Source organism: Endozoicomonas sp. ALD040, from assembly GCF_049275945.1.
Lineage (GTDB): Bacteria > Pseudomonadota > Gammaproteobacteria > Pseudomonadales > Endozoicomonadaceae > Endozoicomonas_A.
Genome location: NZ_CP184829.1, coordinates 6,157,574 through 6,178,892, shown reverse-complemented (window position 1 = coordinate 6,178,892; position 21,319 = coordinate 6,157,574). Strand labels below are relative to the sequence as shown.

Sequence of the window (21,319 nt, the reverse complement as noted above, 5' to 3'; positions counted from 1 at the left end):
ATGTCGGATTTGAAGCTTGATAAAGACGGTTATCTGGTCAACCTCAGTGACTGGAATCCAGAGGTAGCGGGTCAGTTAGCGGCTGAAGACCATATTATTCTGACCGATGAGCACTGGGAAGTCCTTAATCTGCTCAGAGAGTATTATCAGCAATTTGAACACGCTCCCAGTCAAAGACCTTTTGTTAAGTATGTTGCCAACCAGCTGGGAAAAGAGAAGGGGAACAGTCTCTATCTGATGAAGCTGTTTCCCGGCAGTCCCGCCAAACTGGCTGCCAGAATTGCAGGTCTGCCGAGACCTACAAACTGTTTCTAGAACAGCCCGGCCTGTGTATCCCCACCACAAAACCGGGCTGTCCGGTCGACAGCCCTCCGGTAGCTTCAATTTGATTTAGCCGCCTGGCTGGAAGTTTATGAGGCACTGACATCCTTGCGATAGACATGCCAGCAAAACAGCCCCAGGTTATGTATTGCGACCTCAGATTTGATGTTTTCGTAGGATCTAATCCCCACGTCCTGTGACATGGGTTCAAGAGCCGAATGGAAGATATAATCCGGCGAGTATTGCCAGGGTGCTAAGGATATTTCCCGTTCAAGCCTTTCTGTATTTATGGAGGTAAAAAACAGATAAATACCCTGCTGCGAAGGAAGTGTTGCCAGCAACTGGTTTAACCGGTAGACATCACCGTTTTCTGCGTTCATTTCTGCGGCTATTGCCTGGCGACGGGGTTCTGTCTCACGCTCCTCCAGCGTAATGCTTTGAGCGAGCGCGTGGTAATGTTTGGTGTACACCAGTTCCGGGGGAATATATTGCTGGGGTGAGGATGCGTGCGGGTCTTCGGTGATCAGGACAAAACAACCAGGATTGTTTTTTATGAGTGTGGTGAGATAAAAGTCAGTTTTCCCCTGTGCAATCTCTTTACAAAGTTGTACTTCTTCCGAAGGCAAGCCGGTATAAGGGTGTATAGCGGTAAACAAAGTGGTCGCAGGATTAGCGCCAGAAATTTCCTGAGCCGGGATTATGTTGATGGGCAGCGGGTCGTCACAGTAAGTTCCATCCTGCATAGCATAAGCATTTCCGATATCTACAGGAATTACTTTGATCTGGGGGTTCAGCTCTTTGAGATAGTTTTGCATTAACAGGGATATTTTTCCATAACCACAGCCAATATCAACAATGTATTCGATTTCGCTGTTTTTGCTTAAAAAATCAGCCAGAAAGCTGAAGTTATAGAGTTCCAAATGACTCCTGTTTGCCTCCAGGGCCTGATTAACAAATGATTGCGAAGTATCCAGTGTCATCAGTTGCTGGTTGCCAATCTGGACAGTTTTCGGTTCAGACGTACCGGATACATTGGCATAGCTCGCACAGCAATAACGCTGGGGATTATTATCCATATGCTCACATTCCCAGTAAGTTTCAGGTGACGACGCAGAATGAGGGTTCAAGCCAGTAATGGTTCGGCTTGATAGACTGGCGGCCTGTTGTTCCTGAATTCCATCGCCGTCGGTTTGCAATTGTGGGGCGATGTTATGTTTTTGCCTGACATGATCAGGTTTGTCAGGGGGAGTTTCTCTGGTAAATTCCTGTTGTGTCGTCGGAGCCTGTAAATTGGCAGTGTCCATACTTCTAATCATGACATTTCTCCTTGTCGATGAGTCATCAAAAAGATCAAACATTTTATTCAGCTTGGGCCGGTTTTAGTCTGTGCTTACATATTTAGACCAAAGTACTAGTTATTAGTTCAATCCATAAACCGGGCGTTGTTGACGGCTATTCCCAGGCCAGAGAGGGTGTCTGGCAGCTTCAATTTGAAGAGTAGGGCTCTTTCGCAGTTTCGCTGGTCACTTCTGAGGCACTGATGTCCTGACGATAAACATGCCAGCAACGCAGCTCCAGTCCATAATTTTCCAGGACAGATTTGATATGAGCGCGAGACCTGATTGCCTTATTGTCTAACCTTTTTCCCCAGAGATAAGCATTAAAAATGTAATCCGGCGTGAATAGCCTGGGTTTTAAGTCCATTTGCCGTTGTAATCTCTCTGTAATTGCAGAAGTCATAGCGAGATAATGACTCCGTTGCTCAGGAAGTTTTGCCAGAAACTGGTTTAACCGGTCAATATCACCATTTTCTGCATTCATCTCTGCAGCTTTTGCCTCTTGAAGGGATTTTGTCTCAATATCTTCCGACGAAACGCAATTCAGTAATGCATGGTAATGCTTGGTGTATACCAGTTCCGGGGGAATATAAAGCTGGGGTGAGGATGCATAGGGATCTTCGGTGGCCAGGACGAAACAACCGGGATTGTTTTTTATGAGTGTGGTGATGTAATACTCGGTTTCCCCCCTTACGATCTCCCCGGAGAGTTTTTCTTCTTCTGAAGGCGTGCCGGTAAAAGGATGTAAAACGGTAAACAAAGTGGTTGCCGGTGTAGCGCCAGCAATTTCCTGGGCCGGGATTATGTTGATAGGCAGTGGCTTGTTGAAGAAAACTGCATAGGAACGACTGTAAAAATTTGCGATATCCACAGGAATCACTTTAATCTGACGTTCCAGCTCATTGAGATAGTTTTGCATTAACAGAGATATTTTTGCGTTACCGCAGCCAATATCAACGATGTATTTGATTCCGCTGTTTTTGTCCAAAAAATCAACCAGGAAGCTGAAGTTAAAGAGTTCCAAATACTCCCTGTCTGCCTCCTGGGTTGAATTAACAAATGATTGCGAAGTATCCAGTGTTATCAGCTTCTGGTTGCCGATCTGGGCAGTTTTCGGTTCAGCCGTACCCGATACATTGGCATGTCTCGCACAGCAATTGCGCCGGGGATTATTATCCATAAGGGTACAAGCATAGGAGCGAGTTTCAGGGTACGGCGCAGAATGAGGGTTTAAACCAGTAATGGTACGGCTTGAAAGACTGGCGGCCTGTTGTTCCTGAATTCCATCGACGTCGGTTTTTAATTGAGGCTCGATGTTATGTTTTTGCCTGACATGATCAGTTTTGTCAGGGGGAGTTTCTCTTGTAATTCCCTGTTCTGTTGTCGGAGCCTGGAAATTGGCAGTGTCCATACTTCTAATCATGACTATACTCCTTGTCGATGAGCATGTAATAAGACTACAAACGCTTACTCAGAATGAACTGGTTTAAAGGTTGTCCTTACTTTTCAGACCAGAATATCAATAGAGAGTTCCATTCATAAACCGGGCTGTCTATTAGTTTCAATTTAAAAAATCAGGGCTCTTTAGTGCCTTGCTCGGTAACTTCTGAGGTAGTAATATCCTGACGATAAACATGCCAGCAACGCATCTCTAAATTCTTTACTGCTAAGTCATATTTAATTCTAAGAAATGGTTTTACAGGCTCGAAAAGTCTCATCTGATCAAGATACGAATTGAAGATTTTCTCTGGCGAAAGTTGCTCAGGTTCTCCGGGTAAGTCCTTTTGCAACCTTATCCTGATTAGAGGGATCGAGTACAAATAAATATCCCGATTTCTAGTAGGAAATTTTGCCAGCAACTGGTTTAAACGGTAAATATCACCGTTTTCTGCATTTATCTCCGCAGCCTTTGCTTGACGATCAGACAATGTCTCATAATTGTGCGGCGAAAAGGCATTTGCGAATGCATGGTAATGTCTGGTGTACACCATTTCCGGGGGAATATAACGCTGGGGTGAAGATGCGTACGGATCTTCGGTGGTCAGTACAAAACAGCCGGGATTGTTTTTCAGGAGTGTGGTTAGGTAATAATCGGTTTTTCCCTGTGCAATTTCCCTGGTCAGTTGCTCTGCTTCCCGGTCCTCTTCGGTAAAAGGGCGTATGGCGGTAAACAAAGTGGTTGCTGGTGTAGCGCCAGCAATTTCCTGAGCCGGGATAATGTTGATGGGCAGTGGCTTGTTGTGGTTATATACATTGTCATAAGCATTGGCAATATCAACAGGAATCACTTTAATCTGAACTCCCTCTTCTTTGAGATAATTTTGCATTAACAGGGATTTTTTTCCGTCACCACAGCCAATATCAACAATGTATTTGATTTCGTTGTTTTTGTTCAAAAAATCAACCAGGTACCTGAAGTTATGGTGTTCCAAATCTTTCCTGTCTCCTTCCAGATCCGGATCAATAAATGATTGTGATGTATCCAGCGTTATCAGTTTCTGGTTGCCAATCTGGACAGTTTCCGGTCTAAACGTACGCGGTACATTGGCATAGGTCGCATAGTAGTTGCCCCAGGGGTTATTATCCATATGGGCTTCACGTCGACGCCTGGAACTACCTGGGTAGGGTTTGCGAGGAGTGTTCAGTTCTAAGGGACGTTCATCTTGTCCAACGTGTTCACTGGCCTCAGGGGCACTTTGGCTGTGCGAGGCTGTCTCAGAAGTCTTGCGTTTTTGTGATTCGCTGGGATCAAAACATTGCTTTAATACTTGTGAACTGTGTTTGTTTGCCAGTTTTTGCCTTGTCTGAGTTTTGCTGGTTACTTTTGCGTCTGCCTCGCGCGCATTGGGTAATGGGCTTTTTATATCTGCATTCAAATCAGTAACGGTTCGGCTTGAAAGATCAAGGCTCTGTTGTTGAATTTCGTTGCCGTCGGTTTTCAGATGAGGGGGGATGTCATGTTTTTGTACAACATCATCAGGTTTATCAGGGCGAGTTTCTTTAGTATTGCCCGGTAATGTCGTCGGAACGACAGAGTTTTCTATACCTCTAATCATGACTGTTCTCCTTGTCGATGAGCACGCAAAAAGTTTAAAAACGTTTATTCATTAATGGTCAGTGCTTATAGATTTAGACCAAGGTACAAGTTATTAGTTCAATCCATAAACCGAACTTTGTTCTGGGGGGCTGTATCCACAGGCTTCTGAGGTATTTATATCCTGACGAAAGACGTGCCAGCAACGCAGCTCCAATGCCTTTCTTTTTACGTCATATTGGATATCATCATAAGGTCTGACACCTTCGGTAAAGGACCTTTTATCAAGATATAACCTGAAGATTTCATCTGGCCAAAATCGATCGGGCTTTTTGACTATTTCCGGCTGTAATTGGTCTTTCAATGCAGAAATCTCAGCTTGATAGCTGTTCCGCATTTCAGGAAGTTTGGCCAGCAACTGGTTTAACCGGTGAATATCACTGCTTTGCGCATTCATTTCTGCAGCTTTTGCCTGACGAATGGCTTTCTCTGTCTCACAAGCCGCTGGAACAAGGAAGTTCGGGTATGCGTAGTAATGTTTGCTATACACCAGTTCCGGGGGAATATAATGCTGTGGTGAGGATACATAAGGATCTTCGGTGATCAGGACAAAACAGCCGGGATTATTTTTTATCAGTGTGGTGAGATAAAAGTCAGCGATCCCCTCTCTAATTTCCTTATTCAGTCTTCTTGCTCCTGAGCCTGAGCCGGTATAAGGGTGTGTGGCAGTAAACAAAGTGGTTGCGGGTGAAGCATTGGCAATTTCCTGGGCCGGGATCAGGTTGATGGGCAGTGCCCTGGCACCGTCAGCTTCATTGGCATAATCATTACGGACGTCCACAGGAATTACTTTGATCCGCAATCCCTTTTCATTGAGATAGTTTTGCATTAACAAGGATATTGTTCCGCGGTGACAGCCAATATCAACAATGTATTCAATTTGGTTGTTTTGGTATAAAAAATTAACCAGAAAGTCGAAGTGATACAATCCCAAAAAGCGCCTTTCTGCCGCCAGATCCGAATCAACAAATGGTTGCGAAGTATCCAGCGTGATCAGTTGCTGATTACCAATCCGGACTGTTTCCGGTGTAACTGTTTCCGGTAGATTGGCATAGGTAGCCGAGTAGTTCCCCCGGGGATTATTATCCATATAGACTGATGTACATCTGGAAGTACCGGGATATGGCCTGGAAGGAGTCTTCAAATCAGCAACGTTACGGCAGGAAAGACTGAAGACTTGTTGCTCGTGGATTTCGTTGCCATCGGTTTTCAGAAAAGGGTTGACCTCTTGTTTTTGCCTGCAATAAACAGGTTTGTCAGGGGGAGTTTTTTCAGTACTGAGCTGTTCTGTCGTCTTGACGTTTAAATGAGAAGTCTCCATATCTCTAATCACTATGGTTCTCCATGTTGATTAATAAGCAATAAGATCAAAAATCCTTATTCAGTTTGAACTGATAAAAGTTTTGCGTTTTCTCTTCAGACCAAAATATTAATACTGAGTTCCATTCATAAAACGGACTGTCTGGTAGTTTGTCTGGTAGTTTCCATTTGAAAAATACGGCTCTTTAGCAGCCTGGCTGGAAACCTCTGAGGCATTGATATCCTGACGATAGACATGCCAGCAACGCATCTCCAATCCATTTTTTACCAGGTCATATTTAATATCACGGTATAACCTGAAACCCTTGGTAGATGCCATCTTGTCAAGATACAACTTGAAGATCTTGTCTGGCCTGGCTCGCTCAGGTTTTCCGGGCAATTCCACTTGTAATTTTTCTTTAATTGCAGGGATCGAGGCCAGGTAATGGGCCCGCTCTTCAGGAAGTTTTGCCAGCAAATGGTTTAACCGGTGAATATCACCTTTTTCTGCATTCATTCTCATGGCTTTTGCCTCTTGGTTGGGGTTTGTTTCATAATCATCCAGCTTCATGTCATTCGCGAATGCCTGATAATGTTTGGTGTAAACCAGCTCAGGAGGAATATAACGCTGGGGCGAGGAGAGGTAGGGATCTTCGGTTGCCAGGACAAAACAGCCGGGATTGTTTTTTATCAGCCTGGTGAGGTAATAGTCAGTCATCCCCTGTGCAATCTCCCTGCTCAGTTGCCTTGCTACTGAGCCAGAGTCAGTATAAGGGTGAATAGCAGTGAACAAAGTGGTTGCCGGTGAAGCGCCAGCAATTTCCTGGGCCGGTATCAGGTTGATGGGCAGTGTCGTGGCGACGTCAGATTTACCGGCATAAGCATTGCTGACATCCACAGGAATCACTTTGATTGGTAATGTCTTTTCGTTGAGATAGTTTTGCATTGACAGGGATGCTTCTGCATTACCACAGCCAATATCGACAATGTATTCGATGGTGTTGTTTTGGCGTAAAAAATCAGCCAGAAAACTGAAGTTATAAAGTTCCGAATCAATTCTGTCTTCCGCCAGGGTTGAATCAACAAATCGCTGCGACCTATCCAGCGTAATCAGCCGCTGGTTGCCAATCTGGACAGTTTCCGGATTAACCGTAACGGGTACATTGGCATAGGTTGCAGAGAAATTGCTGCGGGGACTGTTATCCATGAAGGCAGACTCGTACCTTGGATGGCCAGGGTATGCTCTGGAGGGAGGGATCTGCTGTGTGGCACCTCTGCCTTGTCCAATAGGTCCACTGGCCTCAGGGATGCTATAGCAATACGAGGCTGTCGCTAAAGTGGGTCGCTTCGCTGATACAGCGTTAAAAAGTGGCTCAAAATACCCATCTGCTTCTTGTAAACGACGATTTTTACCCACTTTTTGCTTTGTCACAGCGTTGCTTGCTACTTTTTCGACAGTCTCGTGCAGAGAGGAGGGTGATGGACTGATTTCAGGGTTGTTTGAGTCCGAATTTAAATCAGTAATCACTCGGCTCGAAAGACTTATGGTTTGTCGTTGTTGAATTCCGTTGCCGTTGGTTTTCGGGGTGATGTTATTTTTTTGCGCAATATCATCAGGTTTGCCAGAGGTTTTTTTTTCTGTACTGCCCTGTTTTGCCGTCTGAATGGGAGAATTGGCTGTGCCCGTACTACGAATCATGACTAGTCTCCACGTCTATGCAACAAGATCAATAACTTTATTCACCTTGAACGGGTTAAAATTTGTAATTGTTTGTTTAGACCAAAATATCACCGCTTAGTTCAACTCAGGCTCTTCAGGGATAACTGTGCCGTTTGGGGCCTTCAATTTAAAAATCGGGCTTTTTTCGCCTACTGGCTTGCCACTTCTGAGGGATTGATAGCCTGACGATAGACATGCCAGCAAAGCATCTCCAATTGATTATTTTCAACTTCACGTTTGATACTTTCAAAAGTTCTGCCAACTTCCGTTAATAAGTCATTATTAATATGCAACTCAAAGATGACATCTGGCCAGAATTCAGAAGGCTTTCTGAGTATTTGCTGCTGTTGACAGCTGGTAATTTTATTGATCGAAGCCAGATAACTATCCCGCTGTTCAGGCAGTTTTGCCAGCAACTGGTTTAACCGGTAAATAGCACCATTTTCTGAATTCATTTCCGCAGCTTTCTCCTGACGAAGGGCCTTTGCCTCATCGGTCTCCGACGGAATCCTGTATACGAATGCCTGGTAATGTTTGGTGTACACGAGTTCCGGGGGAATATAACGCTGTGGAGAGGAGGCACAGCGGTCTTCGGTGGCCAGGACAAAACAGCCGGGATTGTTTTTTATGAGTGTGGTGATGTAATAGTCAGTTTTCCCCTGTGTAATGTCCCTGCTTAGCTTTATTACTTCATAGTCGAGGCCGGTAAAAGGGTGTATGGCGATAAACAAAGTGTTTACCGGTGTAGCGCCAACAATTTCCTGGGCCGCTATTATGTTGATGGGCAGTGACTTGATAGCTTCATCGTCGTGATAATTGTAAACATCTACAGGGATTACTTTGATCTTGAAATTCTTTTCGTTGAGAACGTTCTGCAGTAACAGGGATATTCCTCCGCTACCACAGCCAATATCAACAATGTATTCGATGGTTTTGTTTTTATCCAAAAAATCGAGCAGGTAGCTGAGGTTAAACTCCTCCCAATTGCTCCTGTCTGACTCCAGGTCTGGATCAACAAATGATTGTGAAGTATCCAGGGTCATCAGATTCTGGTTGCCAATCCGGACAGTTTCCGGCTCAACCTCAGCCGTTACATTGGCATGTCTCGCACAGTAATTGTGTCGGGTATTATTATCCATCAAGGCAAATACGCGTCTGTAACCGGAAGTATCAGGGTATGGCGTTAAGGGAGTGTTCTGCTGTGTGGGACGTTTATCTTGTCCAATGTGTTCACTGGTCTCAGGGACGCTCTGGTTGTGCAAGGTCATCTTAAAAGTTTTGCGCTTCTTTGGTACGTTGGGATCAAAACGTTCATTGACTTCTTGTGCACTGCGTTTGTTCGCCACTTTTGGCTCTGTCTCAGTTTTGCTGGCTACTTTTGCATCTGCCTCGCGCGGTTTGGGCAATGGGCTGGTGTCAGAGTTGTTTATACCTGAATTCAAATCAGTAACGGCTCGGCTTGAAAAATCGACAGTCCGTTGTTGAATTTCGTTACCGTCGGTTTTCAGATGAGGGGTAATGTCATGTTTTTGAGCAACATCATCAGGTTTACCAGGACGAGTTTCTTTCGTATTGCCCTGTTTTGCCGTCGGAACGAGAGAGTTGAAAGTGTCCATACCTCTGATCATGACTGTTCTCCTTGTCGATAAGTATGCAAAAGATTAAAAACGTTTATTCAGCTTGATCCGATAATGATCAGTGCTTATCTATTTGGACCAATGAACAAGTTAATGGTTCAATCCAAAACCGAACCCTATTCTAGGGGCCAGCATCCATAGGATTTCTGAGAGTTATACATCCGAACCTGCCTGGTAGCTTCAATTTGAAAAAGGGGGTTCTTTAACAGCCTGGCCGGAAACTTCTGAGGCATTGATATCCTGACGATAGACATGCCAGCAAAGCAGCTCCAATCCATTTCTGGTGAGTTCATATTGGATGCTTTCGAAAGGTTTGATAGCTGCCTTTAATAATGTATCTTCAATATGCAACTTGAAGATGTTATCTGGCCAGAATACCTCTGGCTCTTCGAGTATGTGCTCTTTTATATTATCTGTAATCTTGGAGATTGAAGCCAGATAACTATCCCGCTGTTCGGGAAGTTTTGCCAGCAACTGGTTTAACTGGCTAACATTACCGTTTTCTGAATTCATTTTTGCGGCTTTTTCCTGACGAACAGACATTGGTTCAGAACAGACCATGCCAAAGCAAATCGGGTAGGCATGGTAATGTTTCGTGTACACCAATTCCGGAGGAATATAACGCTGAGGGGAGGATGTGTGCAGATCTTCGGTGGCCAGGACAAAACAGCCGGGATTATTTTTTATCACTGTGGTGATGTAATACTCAGTTTTTCCCTGTGTAATCTCCCTGCTCAGTCTGTTTGCTGTAGACCCCAGCTCGGTAAAAGGGTGTATGGCGGTAAACAAGGTAGTTGCCGGTGAAGCACCAGCAATTTCCTGGGCCGGAATTAAGTTGAAGGGGATTGGTTTGTTGTCGTTATATTCAGTGTGAGAATTGTTGACATCCACAGGAACGACTTTGATCTTCGATCCAAGCGCCCTGAGGTGATTTTGCATTAACAGGGATATCTTTCCGTCACCACAGCCAATATCAACAATGTATTCAATTTTGTCGTTTTTTTTCAAAAAATCAACCAGGAAGTTGAAGTTAAATGAATCCAAAAAGCTTTTTTTCTCCGCCAGATCAGGATCAATAAATGATTGCGAAGGATCCAGTGTCATCAGTTCCTGACCACCAATTCGGACCGTTTCCGGTTTATCCTTATCCGATAGATGGGCATAGGTAGCAAAGTAATTGCCAATGGCATTATTATCCATAATGACATTAATCGATCTGGATGAACCGTAATAAGGTCTGGAAGGCGTCTTCAACTCAGTAACCGTTCGGCTTGAAAGATCGACGGTCTGTTGTTGAATTTCTTTGCTGTCGGTTTTCAGATAAGGGGTGATGTCATGTTTTTGCGTAACATCATCAGGTTTACCAGGGGGAGTTTCTTCAGTATTGCCCTGTATTGTCGTCGGAACGAGAGAGTTGAAAGTGTCCATACCTCTGATCATGACTGTTCTCCTTGTCGATGAGTATGCAAAAAGATTAAAAACGTTTATTCAGCTTGATCCGATAATGATCAGTGCTTATCTATTTAGACCAAGGTACAAGTTTTTGGTTCAATCCATAAACCGAATCTTCTTCTGTGGGGGCTGCATTCACAGGGTTTCTGAGAGCTATACATCCGAACCTGTCTGGTAGCTTCAATTTGAGCAAGAGGGTTCTTTAACAGCCTGGCTGGCAACTTCTGAGGTATTGATATCCTGGCGATAAACATGCCAGCAAAGCATCTCCAATTTATTATTTTTTACTTCACGTTTGATACTTCTGAGAGTTCTGCCAACTTCTTTAAACAGGTTGCCATTAAGATGCAACTTGAAGATGGCATCCGGCCAGAATTTAGAAGGCGTTCTGAGTATTCGCTGTTGTTCCCGACCTGTAATTTTGTCGATCGAAGCCAGATAACTCTGGCGCTGTTCAGGCAGTTTTGCCAGTAACTGGTTTAGCCGGTAGATATCACCGTTTTCTGAATTCATTTCCGCAGCTTTCGCCTGACGAAAGGTCCTGGCCTCATCGGTCTCCAACGGAATCCTGTATACGAATGCCTGATAATGTTTGGTGTACACCAGTTCCGGGGGAATATAACGCTGCGGTGAGGAGGCACAGCGGTCTTCGGTGGCCAGGACAAAACAGCCGGGATTGTTTTTTATGAGTGTGGTGATGTAATAGTCAGTTTTCCCCTGTGTAATGTCCCTGCTTAGCTCTCTTGATTCAGTGTAGAGGCCGGTAAAAGGGTGTATGGCGATAAACAGAGTGTTTGCCGGTGTAGCGCCAACAATTTCCTGGGCCGCTATTATGTTGATGGGCAGTGACTTGACAGCTTCATCGTCGTAATAATTGTAAACGTCTACGGGAATTACTTTGATCTTGAACTTCTCTTCGTTGAGAACGTTTTGTACTAACAGGGATGTTTGTCCGCCACCACAGCCAATATCAACAATGTATTCGATGGTGTTGTTTTTACGTAAAAAGTCAATCAGGTAGTCGAAGTTAAACTCTTCCCAATTGCTCCTGTGTGACTCCAGGGCTTTGTCAACAAAGGGCTGCGAAGTATCCAGCGTCATCAGATTCTGGTTGCCAATCCGGACAGTTTCCGGTTCAACCGTCACCGGTACATTGGCATGTCTCGCGCGATAATTGCGCTGGATATCATTATCCATCAAGGTATATACGCGTCTGTAACCGGAAGTATCAGGGTATGGCGTGGAGGGAGTGATCTGCTGTGGGATATGTTTATCTTGTTCAATGTGTTCACTGGTCTCAGCGAGACTTTGGCTAAGTGATTGGCTAAGTGACTGGCTACATGACTGGCTACGTGAGGCTGTCGCAAAAGTGCGGGGCTTCTTAGCTGGTATGGTGGGTTCAGAATGCTCTTTTACTTCTTGTAAACGGCGCTTTTTCGCCACTTTTTGGTTCTTCATGAAGGCCGGTGGGCAGCTGTGTTCACAGTCTGAGGGACCTCTGGTAATGGGCTCGGTGCAAATATGACAATACTGGCGTTGCTGGTTTATCTGCTCTTGCCTTCCATTCCTTACGGTAGATGCTGTGCAGGGCTCCGGGGTTTGTTCTGAGCTGCGTTCTGAGTGACCCATTGCGTGAGTGTCAGAACCCGTTGATCCATCGTTTCTTTCATTATTTCCACCTGCAGGATTTAAGGGCCTTTGAGCACCAGAACGGATATTGGCATCCTGTTCAGGCCTCTCATGGGGATGAAAAGGCTGCTTGCGAATGAAGCGGTTCCATTCATGCCAGCCACCACCCGCTGGCAGCGACGGGCCGAAAATCTCCGGATACAGCGACTCAAGAAAACTTTGGCCATACTGACTGAACCTTAGGCAGGCTTCGAGCCTGCTGATGAATAACAGCTTGCCGTTTTGTTGGATGATGTATGACACTTGTCCATGACTGTCCTGCACATGAAAGGCTACCCCGTGAATGAGTGCGATAAATCTTAATAAAGGGTCATCAGATAACGAGTTCAGCAGCCATTGATTAGCCCACCTGAAGACAGATCTGACACCGCCGGTATCACTGTAAACAGACTCAACGGCAATGAGTTGCGGCCAGTTTTCATCGGCCATATCGCTGACTTTCGCCACGGCAGGAAACTCCGCAGGCACAAGAGCCAGCGATTCTTCCTGATTAAGCCTTAGCCAGATTGAATCCTGAAATAAAACCGAAATGCCGGGCTCAGCGTAACGGATTGACAGGGGGAAGGGAGCAGGGAGGAGGCGGGTTAACGGTTTTTTTACCGGGTCAAGGTCATTGTTATCCGATCTGTCATGGCCATTGCTCGCAAAAAACCAGGGTCGGTGACAATGTTCAGTTGGATCAATGTATTTTACGACGTTGTTCAGATAAGACGGATTCTGTTCTGGCAACAGGTTCTTTGCTTCGGGAATATTCCGGTAAACAGTGGCCATCAAGGGTAGCAGCGAACTCAGTGAAATGGGCTCACTGAGACTACCCACGGCCATTGCCTGCTGTATTGTCGCCTGCATCATAAGACAGAATAAGAGCAGCCTGCAAATAGCCAGTGTGCAATGTATTTTGTTCATGTCACCCCAATATCTGTCTTTCACAATACCGGTCAGGAAGCCATTGATAAGTAACTATGACAGAACATAAAAATTATTGCCGATGGGCTCTCCGTAATACCAACTGTTCCATTACTTTCGTTGTCCAGATATGGATCAGCCCTAACGAATGCGATGCCGGATAAAGGGTAGACTATCTGACAGAGAGTCATCGCCAACAACAGAGCTTAATCTCAATTTATGCTTTCAACAAAATCGGGCTGCCTTGTAGCTTCAATCTGAAAGTTAGGGCTCTTTCCCTGCCTGGCCGGAAACTTCTGAGGCATTGATATCCTGGCGATAGACATGCCAGCAATGCATCTCCAATCTATTTCTTTTTATCTCATCTTCGATGCTTTCGAATGTGATACATTCGGAAGATTTGTTAGTTGCCATGAATAATGTGTCATTAATATGCAAGTTGAAGATATTATCTGGCCAGAATTTCTCTGGCTCTTTGAGTATGTAACTTTTTATTCGATCTGTAATTTGGGAGATCGAAGCCAGATAACCATCCCGCTGTTCGGGAAGTTTCGCCAGTAATTGGTTTAACCGGTGAATATTACCGTTTTCTGAGTTCATTTCTGCAGCTTTTTCCTGGTAAAAAGGCACCCTGTCATCATCCTCCAGCCACTTTATCCAAAAGCTATTCGCGTAGGCGTGATAATGCTTGGTGTACACCAGTTCCGGGGGAATATAACGCTGGGGGGAGGATGAATTAGGGTCTTCGGTGGCCAGGACAAAACAGCCAGGATTGTTTTTTATGAGTGTAGTGATGTAATAGTCGGTTTTCCCCTGTGTAACCTCCCTGCTCAGTTCTTTTACTTCATCCACGAAGCCAGTAAAAGGGTGTATTGCGGTAAACAAAGTAGTTGCCGGTGTAGCGCCAAGAATTTCCTGAGCCGGGATAATGTTAATGGGCAGTGGCTTGTCGTCGCAATATACATTGTCATAGGTATTGGCAATATCAACAGGAATCACTTTAATTTGAATTCCCTTTTCATTGAGATAGTTTTGCATTAACAGGGATATTTTTCCGTTATCACAGCCAATATCAACAATGTATTTGATTGAGCTGTTTTCGTTTAAAAAATCAACCAGAAAGCTGAAGTTATAGTATTCCAGATCTTCCCTCTTTGCCTCCAGATCCCGATCAACAAATGCTTGCGAAGTATCCAGCGTAATCAGTTGCTGGTTGCCAATCTGGACAGTTTCCGGTTCATTCCCAAGCGGTACATTGGCATAGCTCGCATAGTAGTTGCCCCGGGGGTTATTATTCATATGCTCCCAATTCTTACGCTCGGAACTGCCCGTGTACTGTTTGGAAGGAGCATTCGTGGGTCGCTCCGCCAGGGGATGAAAAATTGCCACAAAATACTCATCTACTTCAAGTAAACGACGTTTTTTTGCCGCTTTTTGCCCTGTCTCAGTTTTGCTTGCTAATTTTGCGATTTCCTCTTGTGGAAGGGGCGGCGGGCTGATGTCAGAGTCGTTTAAGTCTGAATTCAAATCAGTAACTGTTCGGCTTGAAAGATCGACGGTCGGTTGTTGAATTTCGTTGCCGTCGGTTTTCAGATAAGGGGTGATGTCACGTTTTTGCGTAACATCATCAGGCTTACCAGGGGGAGTTTCCCTAGTGTTGCCCTGTATTGTTGCCGGAACGAGAGATTTGAGGGTGTTCATACCGTTAATCATGACTTTTCTCCTTTTCTATGAATATGCAATTAGATTAAAAACGTTTATTCAGCTTGTAATGATTAAAGTCTGTTCTTTTTTATTTAGACCAAAGTACCAGCTATTAGTTTTTTTATTTAGACCAAAGTACCAGATATTAGTTCAATCTATAAAATGAACCTTGTTACGGTGGGCTGCATCCAATACGAAGATACACTTGGTGAGGCTGTTCTGGTATCGAATAAAAGTTTCCTGAGTCTGAACTTCCTTATTTATCAGTTGTCAAAAAAAAGACAGCGTGCATTAAAAAAGCTGGCTGATGCTGGCAAGATTTTCAGGAGGGAAACAACAATGCTGCCAACAGGAGGGGCATCTTCCAATCCAGTAAACCTGAATGGTGTTGATAAAAATACATCTGAAAAGCATAATCCCGTAACAGTCCCCGCCACCGTAATACCCTCTGTCCAGAGCGTGGCATCAGGGCATTGTCAAAGCTCTGTGCCATCTGAAAGCTTACGCGCTACAAGAACAGTAAAACGGATCCAGGCTCGCTCCATTCTTGGTCACCCTTACTCCAGACCCGAAAATAAAAAAGCACTCCCGGAATCATCTGGTAATGTGCTGATGCAACAAGTGATGATGGAGATGGCGGAACTGCAAGTCTCTTCGAAGGAGGCACCATGGCATCAGCGCAACCTTGCGGATAATTTATCCCCGCAAGTCCTGATAAACCTGATAAGGCAGGGGGATACAGAAAGCGTAAAAGAATGCATTAGCAAAAACCCCCTTGCTCTGGCTATTAAAGATGAAGAAGGTAACTCCGTCCTGCATCTGGCGGTACTACACGGCCATGATGATTTATCTCGGCTGTTGGTTAGTAGAGCTCAGCAGCTGTTGCAGGCAACAAATAATAACGGCGAACGACCTCTGCATATCGCAGCCAAAGAAGAACAAAATAATTTTTTGAGATTTTTTCTGGATAATTGCCCCAACTTGTCATTATTGGAAAAAGAACTGCTGGCAACAGACAAATCAGGAGCCACACCGGTTCATCTGGCAGCGCAACACGGCAATAAAGCCGGCCTAATGGTCATGCTTGAGTATGAAAGTATCCGGAATCTGTTTGTTGGCAATTATTCCCTTATTGGGCTGGCGATGGAAAATGGTCATAAGCAGTGTGCAGAAGTAATTATCAGCAGTGCAAAAAACGCGGGTGTTTTTTTTCGACCCAATAGCCTTCTTCGCCATGCGGTAAAGTGTGGGCATTTGGATTGTGTAAAATGGCTCGTTCAAACCTGTCCAGATACTTTCACACCTGACGAGGTTGATTTAAATGACTTGGAGCCGCTAACTCAGCTGGCTATAAAACGTGGCCATGATGAAATTCTAAAATATCTTCTCGAGCAGCCGTTCTTCATAAATCGACTGACGAAAATGGGATATGCCTCTGAATTTCAGAGTAAAGAAAATGGTATCTGTGCAAAACTGATCAGAGAGGCCCGGAAGAAAGTGAAGTTGCCGTTTTGCCCGGTGAAGAATTTCGAAAAAACGCTATTCCAACAGACCTTGCAGCAGGAAGAAGATAAAATTTTCAATAAAAATATCAGGGGAGAAAATTTATCGGATCAGCCCGACAACAGTTTTGCCGAGAGATCATCATCCGACAAATATTTGCCAAAGGTTAAAGCCTTGTTAAGTGGGTTGCAGGAAATAGGGGTGTATGTACATTGTATCATTGAAGAAAATTTAGATAAAAAAGGTCAATTCATGTCTATGGGTGATACCGTGGCATCGGTTGGACTCATTAAAACCCTTGTTGACCTGGGCGCCAAAACTATTCATGCGCAATTGTCACCCCCGGATTACAGTGATTTCATCACACGACAAAAATTTAATCATAAAGAACAGGCAGGATACCTAAAGAAACAGCGAATAGCATTATCAATGTTGGCTTACTTGCTGCCAGGAATAAAGATTAATCAGGACATTCAGGAAATTTATATAAAAGACACCAGGGTTATCATTTCCAGCTGTAATCTTCGAAGCGAGAATAAAATCAATGCAGCCGTTACCCTTTCATTTTTTCGACCCGAAATGCTTTACTGGCAATTGGGATGCATACAAGAATCCTACGTTACTTTAAAACCCTATCGTTTTTTCATTGAGCATGAAACGATGTATTTGGATACCAAAACATCGGTTAAAATGAATGATGAAAATAACGAATACTCTCTATGGTCACAGCCTTGCAACGTTTCGAAATCCACTTTCACCGATAAATTACCCACAACTTCCATTTACGACAAGGATGCAGTGTCTGATTGTAATATCGTCTCTTTGCATCTACCGGCAAACGCCATTATTCCCGGCGAAGATCTGCAACCACAGGGAACGGAAACAGCCATCGAATCCGTCGATAGCCATCGAGCAACATTAATCTCTGCTATTGATGATCTTTGTGATTTATCTGCCAACGAAAAAATACATATTGCGGTAGTTTATGGTTTGCACACTGTTCTGCGCCAGAATAAAGCAACGATACTAAGCAATTGGCTTAGTGCTATTAAAATAAATCAGGGTCAGGCAGCAGACGCCCTCCCGGTAGTGGTGACCACCACGGTCAGCGCTTTTAGGGATAAGGATAGAGAGGGAGATGAATATATGGATGAAAATGGAATGAGTTCGTTAAAAGAAATCGCGAGAACCATGGGTTTTACACTGGTTGACTTTCGGGATCAGCAGGACCGGGCCTCTTTGATGGCCTCGGGCAGGAGCCAATGGTTACTGTGTCTTATGCCCAGTCTGCCGCAGCAAAGTTTCAATAAGCTGGTGCAAAGCACCCGGTTCCCGGTGTTAAGTGAAGGTGCCAATCTGACCACGACTCTGTTGCAAAGTGGCCAACCCCATCTTTCTCTCCTTCCCTATGGAAATACGCCAGTGGCCCAGGACATGGGAGTGCCACTGGAGGCTTTAAAGGCCCTGGCCTTTTCCTGCAAGCTACAGATGGAAAGGGAAGGCACCGGGATTGAAGTCCTTAAAAAGTTGTCCAGTTTTGTCAGGGAAGGTCGCTATGCAGAGGCAGTTTCTTATATTGACAAGATAAAGACCAACGAGTTTGAATTTGAAAATGAGGCGTTGGATTTTGTATGGGCAGACCCCCAGCCATCGCCTTTGCAATTGCGGCCAGTCACCATTATGAGCCTGTTACATAAAGCAGAAAAACTGGGCGGGATTGAAAAAAAGGCGTTGCTCGCAGCGCTTGATCCTTCTGAGCAAGCCCTGGCTGATTATATTGATAGCTGCCTGGACAAGGACTCAATAACAAACCATCACTTCAGGCTGCAGCAAATGCATGTGAATAAGCCTTTCAATAACAAGGTGGTGGCAGCGCTGCTTCAATTTGGTCGCTATAAAAAACTGCTGCCATAGAGGGTGTCGCAAAACTCCAACAGCTCGTTCCCATGCTATGAGGTCGTCATTCCCGCGAAGGCGGGAATCCAGCGCCAACGGTGGATCTCTGCCTTCTCGGGGATGACAAGGCCAGGGGGGCACCGGGCAGTATGGTTCTGGTGGTGAGTCAGTGTGGATTCCCGCCTTCGCGGGAATGACGAGAATGAAGCCGGGAATGACGAGAATGAAGCCGGGAATGACGAGAATGAAGCCGGGAATGACGAGAATGAAGCCGGGAATGACGAGAATGAAGCCGGGAATGACGAGAATGAAGCCGGGAATGACGGGAGTCAACTCGTTCCCACGCTGGAGAGAGTTTCGCGACACCCTCAGAGCGTGGTAACGAGTTGTTGGAGTTTTGCGACAGCCTCCATAAGGGTAATCATGAAGTAGTTTACCGGAGTGAATCAGGTTATACTTATAAACGACGACTGACTACTATAAGGCAAGACCGGAATTCAAGTTCAGGTGCCAAATTTTCACATAGGGAATCCCATCACCACCTAAACTGGAACAGAGACTCTTGTTCTTTTCGGAGATTTCCGATGTTCAGAAACCTTATCTGGATATTCCTGTTTTTTTCTTTCAGCGCCTTAGCAGAAAACACCACTAGCCAGTCCCTGCCAGCAACCGAGCTTGTTGCTTCACAGGCTTCGGTCATCAGCAATATTGAAGCTGCCAGCAAACGGGTGGTTCAGATGGAGGCCAACTGGGAGGATACCAGTTCTGAGATGACCCGCGATTTAATTCAGCAACAAGTCGTTTCCGATATTCGCACCACTACTCGTCTGGTTAATGATTTCCTTGACCAGGTTCAGGCTATTAATACCCCAGAGACCATAAAGCTGGGTGAAGAGGTGGTGAACGCAGAAAACCGCTTTTTTGAAGCCCGGCTAACCCCCGCCTCAACTGATCTGCGCAAACTGTTTGAACAATATGAGAAAGCCAGTGCCGATGAGCAGTTACTGGTGTTGTTCAACATCAACGACTTCTACGCCTACATAAACTGGCTGCTGAATGAACGGCTGGATAACCTGAAATTACTGAAAAGCTGGAAGGTCAATAGCGCCGCTGCGCAACAGCAACTTGACCGGGAGATAACCCTTTACGCTGAGTTTATGGCTACCTATCTCCGTAATAATAACCGCCAGAAAGAGTTGTTACAGACGGAGCTGAAATCCCTTCCTGCAGATGCCCGAAGTTCTTTGGAAAGTAAAATTGCCACTCAGGACCGTCTGGTTCGCAGTGCCGTGGCGAATCTGAAACAGATCGTGATAATGATGCAAGAACAGGGACTGCCGGTGGAACAGTATAATGAACTGATTTTCAAAACTACCGGTAATCTGGCAGAAGCCGTCGTTAACATCGAAACATTGCACACGGTCATTGCCGGACTCTGGGGTGATTTGATTCATTGGTTTAAATCCAATCTGGGCGGCATACTCTCCCGCCTCTTACTGTTTGTCGCTCTGATGGCAGTCACCATAATGCTATCTCGTCTGGTTCGGCGGGGGATATCCCGGGCCGTTACTCTTAAGAAAGCTCGTTTCAGTACATTGGTTCAGGATTTCTTTATCAGTGTTGGCGGTAACCTGGTGGTGGTTTTCGGCCTCCTGTTTGCCCTGGCACAGGTGGGACTGGATTTAACACCGGTACTGACCGGTCTGGGTGTGGCCGGTATCGTTATCGGTTTTGCCCTGCAGGATACCCTGTCCAATTTTGCCTCCGGTATGATGATCCTGATCTATCGCCCTTTTGATGTGGGTGACTATGTTGAGGCCGGAGGTGTTGCAGGCAAAGTGGGCAAAATGAGTCTGGTCAACACCACAATTCGCACTTTTGATAATCAGGTCTTTATGGTACCCAATGCCAAAATCTGGGGAGAAACCATTAAGAACATCACATCGGAGCGCATCCGCCGGGTCGATATGGTCTTTGGGGTTGCTTATGGAGACAATGTTGAGCAGGTTGAAAGCCTTCTTGAAGATATTGTCTGCAGCCACCAGAAAATACTGAAAACACCGGAGCACATCATTCGTCTGAATATTCTCAACGAGTCATCTGTGGATTTTGTGGTTCGTCCCTGGGTAAAAACTGACGACTACTGGGATGTATACTGGGACATCACCCGTGAGGTGAAAGTCCGGTTTGACCGGGAAGGTATCACCATTCCATTCCCGCAACGGGAGCTTCATTTTTATAGCAAGGCGCCAGCAGACCTGCCGGGCGAGCAGGTAACAGGCTGTCAGTGAGCAATTCTGTAGGCCATGGTTCAAACTCCTGAACCGAACACCTCCATTTAGCAATGAACTAAATCATTTCTTCGTTGTCAAAGATATTAGGACTTTAGTGTCATATTTATACAAGCACGCTCTCCTGAGATTACCTGAAATACTCTCAGGCAGGATTCAACGTGCTGACTAAATATGCTGACTTCAAAAAGGTATTAACAGCAAGCATAAGAAATGGAGGATAAGAAATATGTATACTGAACCTGCAAGCTTTCAACCCGGCACAAATCTCCAATTCCCGGCAGGAGAGTCTACTGAAAGAGTTTCTGAAGTAGGGAATACCAAAACATTTTTGGGTAACCCCTCAAGGCTTGTATCATCTTTGTCATTAGATTATGAAGATGATTCAAAACTTTTTAAACCAATCGATATCAATGGGAAACCGATACAGACAGCTATTACGTCCAGGTGTGTATTATCTTCTGGTGCGG

At 45.1% G+C, this 21,319-nt stretch carries 13 protein-coding genes; 3 read left to right on the top strand and 10 right to left on the bottom strand.

Annotated features, from left to right (window positions below; translation table 11 throughout):
- Positions 1-315 (top strand): TusE/DsrC/DsvC family sulfur relay protein, encoded by a 315-nt coding sequence (locus ACOJUN_RS22425; protein WP_422134078.1) that lies wholly within the window; start codon positions 1-3, stop codon positions 313-315.
- A gap of 95 nt (positions 316-410) precedes the next feature.
- Here ACOJUN_RS22425 and ACOJUN_RS22420 read toward each other — a convergent pair whose 3' ends face one another.
- From ACOJUN_RS22420 to ACOJUN_RS22380, 9 genes are all read right to left on the bottom strand, one after another.
- A complete protein-coding gene (locus tag ACOJUN_RS22420) occupies positions 411-1,637 on the bottom strand; it encodes a hypothetical protein (protein ID WP_422134077.1) in 1,227 nt (408 codons plus the stop codon).
- A gap of 169 nt (positions 1,638-1,806) precedes the next feature.
- Entirely contained in the window at positions 1,807-3,081 is a 1,275-nt protein-coding gene (locus ACOJUN_RS22415; protein WP_422134076.1) for a hypothetical protein, read from the bottom strand.
- Positions 3,082-3,232: 151 nt separating this feature from the next.
- Positions 3,233-4,714: a hypothetical protein gene (locus ACOJUN_RS22410; protein WP_422134075.1), complete on the bottom strand. Its 1,482-nt coding sequence runs from the start codon at positions 4,712-4,714 to the stop codon at positions 3,233-3,235.
- 93 nt (positions 4,715-4,807) lie between these two features.
- Positions 4,808-6,085: a hypothetical protein gene (locus ACOJUN_RS22405; protein ID WP_422134074.1), complete on the bottom strand. Its 1,278-nt coding sequence runs from the start codon at positions 6,083-6,085 to the stop codon at positions 4,808-4,810.
- A 96-nt stretch (positions 6,086-6,181) separates the two neighbouring features.
- On the bottom strand, positions 6,182-7,750 hold the full coding sequence (locus tag ACOJUN_RS22400) for a hypothetical protein (protein WP_422134073.1): 1,569 nt from the start codon (positions 7,748-7,750) through the stop codon (positions 6,182-6,184).
- A 170-nt stretch (positions 7,751-7,920) separates the two neighbouring features.
- Entirely contained in the window at positions 7,921-9,399 is a 1,479-nt protein-coding gene (locus ACOJUN_RS22395; RefSeq protein WP_422134072.1) for a hypothetical protein, read from the bottom strand.
- Positions 9,400-9,588: 189 nt separating this feature from the next.
- A complete protein-coding gene (locus tag ACOJUN_RS22390; protein WP_422134071.1) occupies positions 9,589-10,848 on the bottom strand; it encodes a hypothetical protein in 1,260 nt (419 codons plus the stop codon).
- Positions 10,849-11,040: 192 nt separating this feature from the next.
- A complete protein-coding gene (locus ACOJUN_RS22385) occupies positions 11,041-13,455 on the bottom strand; it encodes a hypothetical protein (RefSeq protein ID WP_422134070.1) in 2,415 nt (804 codons plus the stop codon).
- A 264-nt stretch (positions 13,456-13,719) separates the two neighbouring features.
- Entirely contained in the window at positions 13,720-15,168 is a 1,449-nt protein-coding gene (locus ACOJUN_RS22380; protein WP_422134069.1) for a hypothetical protein, read from the bottom strand.
- 153 nt (positions 15,169-15,321) lie between these two features.
- Between ACOJUN_RS22380 and ACOJUN_RS22375 the strand changes: the two genes are divergently transcribed.
- Positions 15,322-18,576: an ankyrin repeat domain-containing protein gene (locus ACOJUN_RS22375; RefSeq protein WP_422134068.1), complete on the top strand. Its 3,255-nt coding sequence runs from the start codon at positions 15,322-15,324 to the stop codon at positions 18,574-18,576.
- Here ACOJUN_RS22375 and ACOJUN_RS22370 read toward each other — a convergent pair.
- Positions 18,463-18,891, bottom strand: a complete 429-nt coding sequence (locus ACOJUN_RS22370) for a hypothetical protein (protein WP_422134067.1) — start codon at positions 18,889-18,891, stop codon at positions 18,463-18,465. The two genes, ACOJUN_RS22375 and ACOJUN_RS22370, sit on opposite strands and share 114 nt — an antisense overlap.
- Positions 18,892-19,142: 251 nt before the next feature.
- On the opposite strand from ACOJUN_RS22370, the gene ACOJUN_RS22365 reads away from it, so the two are divergent.
- Complete coding sequence (locus tag ACOJUN_RS22365; protein WP_422134066.1) at positions 19,143-20,849, top strand: mechanosensitive ion channel domain-containing protein; 1,707 nt, start codon at positions 19,143-19,145, stop codon at positions 20,847-20,849.
- Positions 20,850-21,319 lie beyond the last annotated feature (470 nt).

What these genes read in the sequence shown, in the direction of transcription:
- ACOJUN_RS22425 (WP_422134078.1), top strand. Translation starts at nt 1, where the DNA reads ATGTCGGATTTGAAGCTTGATAAAGACGGTTATCTGGTCAACCTCAGT.
- ACOJUN_RS22420 (WP_422134077.1), bottom strand. Translation starts at nt 1,637, where the DNA reads ATGATTAGAAGTATGGACACTGCCAATTTACAGGCTCCGACGACACAA.
- ACOJUN_RS22415 (WP_422134076.1), bottom strand. Translation starts at nt 3,081, where the DNA reads ATGATTAGAAGTATGGACACTGCCAATTTCCAGGCTCCGACAACAGAA.
- ACOJUN_RS22410 (WP_422134075.1), bottom strand. Translation starts at nt 4,714, where the DNA reads ATGATTAGAGGTATAGAAAACTCTGTCGTTCCGACGACATTACCGGGC.
- ACOJUN_RS22400 (WP_422134073.1), bottom strand. Translation starts at nt 7,750, where the DNA reads ATGATTCGTAGTACGGGCACAGCCAATTCTCCCATTCAGACGGCAAAA.
- ACOJUN_RS22395 (WP_422134072.1), bottom strand. Translation starts at nt 9,399, where the DNA reads ATGATCAGAGGTATGGACACTTTCAACTCTCTCGTTCCGACGGCAAAA.
- ACOJUN_RS22390 (WP_422134071.1), bottom strand. Translation starts at nt 10,848, where the DNA reads ATGATCAGAGGTATGGACACTTTCAACTCTCTCGTTCCGACGACAATA.
- ACOJUN_RS22385 (WP_422134070.1), bottom strand. Translation starts at nt 13,455, where the DNA reads ATGAACAAAATACATTGCACACTGGCTATTTGCAGGCTGCTCTTATTC.
- ACOJUN_RS22380 (WP_422134069.1), bottom strand. Translation starts at nt 15,168, where the DNA reads ATGATTAACGGTATGAACACCCTCAAATCTCTCGTTCCGGCAACAATA.
- ACOJUN_RS22375 (WP_422134068.1), top strand. Translation starts at nt 15,322, where the DNA reads ATGAACCTTGTTACGGTGGGCTGCATCCAATACGAAGATACACTTGGT.
- ACOJUN_RS22365 (WP_422134066.1), top strand. Translation starts at nt 19,143, where the DNA reads ATGTTCAGAAACCTTATCTGGATATTCCTGTTTTTTTCTTTCAGCGCC.